Below are 2,087 nucleotides of genomic sequence, written 5' to 3'. Positions count from 1 at the left end.
GGCAGCAGCCGCAGGCCCGGTCGCGCCCTGACCGGGCACGAGCTGCTGCAGCGCGGCGAGGTGCTCGGCCGGGGTCATGCGCGCTCCCCAGGGGAGGCGCCGGAGTCGGGAGAGGCGGGGATGGCGCGGTACATGGCGGGCTGCGAAGGCGCGCACCCCGCGCGGGCGGGGTGGGCGCAGGCCAATATACGCAGCATCGCCGCGCCCGGCGCCCGGTACTAGCCCGCATTGGGCGACAGGAAAACCCTGACGGACGATTCCCACAAGCGGCGCGCCTGCAGGGGCGACCGCGCCGGCCCCTGCCTCTTCAGGCGCCGGCGACGGCGCGCAGCGCGCCTGGCTGCGGCAGGGTGAGCACGTTGCCGGTGCCGGCGATCAGGCCGTGCTCGCGCAGCTGGCGCAGCACGCGCGACAGCGTCTCGGGCGCGATGCCGAGCTGCGCCGCGATCGAGCGCTTGCGCTGCTTGAGGACCACGCGCAGGGCACCGTCGCCTTCGCCCTGGGCATGGCGGAGCAGCCATTGGGCACAGCGCGCCTCGGCGTCCTGCGCGAGGCGGCTCACCGCGACCTCGGTCTGCTGGCAGTAGCCGGCCGCCATGTCGCGCAGCAGGATCTGCGCCGGCTCGGGCAGGGCGTCGAAGCTGCGCCGGAACTCCTCGAGCGGCAACCGGCGCAACTGCACCCGGGTATCGGCCACCATGTCCACCGCGCTCGGGCGCTCGAGCAGCGCCGTGGCCGCGTCCAGCCAGAAAGGGCCCTCCACCACGCCGAGCTGGTGGCGCATGACCCCGTCCTCGCACACCCCGAGCAACACCCGGCCGCTGTCCAGGTACAGCACCGAGGCACTGTGCTGGTGGCGCTCGCGCAGCACCTTGCCCGCGGCAGCCACCTCGACCGGGATGGATGGATCGGAGCACGGAAGGGGGAACATGCCCCGACTGTGCCCCGGCCAGCGCCTGCGCGCTTTGAGAGAAATCAAAGGGCGGGCCCATGCCGGCAGGCGCTGGCGCCCTCCTCCACAATAGCGCGGTCATGCGGCCCGAGCGCCGGGCCCCAGGCAACCCTGCAACAAGGAGACTTTCCATGCCCATGTTCGTCGATACCTCCCCTCCGGGGCAGTGCATCTTCTGCCGCCTGGTGGCGCGCGAGATCCCCGCCGCGGTGGTGTACGAGGACGACCTGACCATCGCCTTCATGGACCTGGGCCAGGTCACGCCCGGCCATGTGCTGGTCGCCACGCGCCGCCACGGTGCGACGCTGCTCGACATCACGCCCGAGGAAGCGGGCGCCGCCATGCAGACGGCACAGCGCATCGCGGCGGCGGCCCAGGCGGCCTTCGACCCGGCCGGCCTGACCATCCTGCAGGCCAATGGCGCCGTCGGCGGCCAGACCGTCGGCCACTTCCACCTGCACGTGGTGCCGCGCCACGAGGGCGACGGCATCGCCCTGAGCTGGCCGCGCAAGGAGCCCGGCTTCGAGGTGCTGGCCGGCTACGCCGAGCGCCTGCGGGCCGTCCTTTGAGCCCGCCTTCGCCCACCCTCGCCCCGGGCCGCCCATCCGGCGCGTCCACGCTCGCGCCCGCCATGGCGGTGCTCGTGCTGGCGCTGCTGCTGAGCCTGCAGCCGGTCACGACCGACCTGTACCTGCCGGCCCTGCCGGCGCTCACGCGCGATCTGGGCGCGCCGGTGGCCGCCGGCCAGCTCACGCTGTCGGCGCTGCTGCTGGCCTTCGGCTGCTCGCAGCTGCTGTGGGGGCCGCTGTCCGACCGCTTCGGGCGCCGGCCGGTGCTGCTCGCGGGGCTGGCACTCTACGTGCTCGCCTCGGTCGGCAGCGCGCTGGCCGCCAGCATGGAACTGCTGGTGCTGTGGCGCACGCTGCAGGGCGCCGCCATGGGCGCGGCCGTGATGGGCGCGCGCGCCATCGTGCGCGACCTGTACACGCCGCTGGCCGGCGCGCGTGCCATGTCGCGGGCGCTCACCGGGCTGGGCATCGTCGCTTGCCTGTGCGCGCCGATCGGCGGCCTGCTGACCGAGTGGCTCGGCTGGCGCGCGGCGCTGCTGGCGCTCACGGCGTACGCCACCGCCACG

Annotated in this window: 4 protein-coding genes; 3 read left to right on the top strand and 1 reads right to left on the bottom strand. The window is 74.4% G+C overall.

The window, feature by feature from the left end; all coding sequences use genetic code 11:
• On the top strand, positions 1–222 hold a 222-nt coding region (locus tag A612_RS17720), incomplete at its 5' end, for a hypothetical protein (RefSeq protein ID WP_040437219.1).
• Positions 223–307: 85 nt separating this feature from the next.
• On the opposite strand, the gene A612_RS15805 is transcribed toward A612_RS17720, so the two are convergent.
• Positions 308–931: a Crp/Fnr family transcriptional regulator gene (locus A612_RS15805; RefSeq protein ID WP_019375402.1), complete on the bottom strand. Its 624-nt coding sequence runs from the start codon at positions 929–931 to the stop codon at positions 308–310.
• A gap of 152 nt (positions 932–1,083) precedes the next feature.
• Here A612_RS15805 and A612_RS15800 point away from each other — a divergent pair, with 152 nt between their 5' ends.
• Both A612_RS15800 and A612_RS15795 read left to right on the top strand, forming a co-directional pair.
• Positions 1,084–1,521, top strand: coding sequence for an HIT family protein (locus tag A612_RS15800; RefSeq protein WP_019375401.1), 438 nt, complete (start codon positions 1,084–1,086; stop codon positions 1,519–1,521).
• Positions 1,522–1,583: 62 nt separating this feature from the next.
• A partial coding sequence (locus A612_RS15795) for an MFS transporter (RefSeq protein WP_019375400.1) occupies positions 1,584–2,087 on the top strand: 504 nt, incomplete at its 3' end.

The sequence above is a fragment of the Melaminivora alkalimesophila genome (genome assembly GCF_000282995.1).
Taxonomy (GTDB): Bacteria; Pseudomonadota; Gammaproteobacteria; order Burkholderiales; family Burkholderiaceae_C; genus Melaminivora; species Melaminivora alkalimesophila.
The sequence above is the reverse complement of the archived record's forward strand: the minus strand, read 5'-3'. Positions and strand labels throughout refer to the sequence as shown.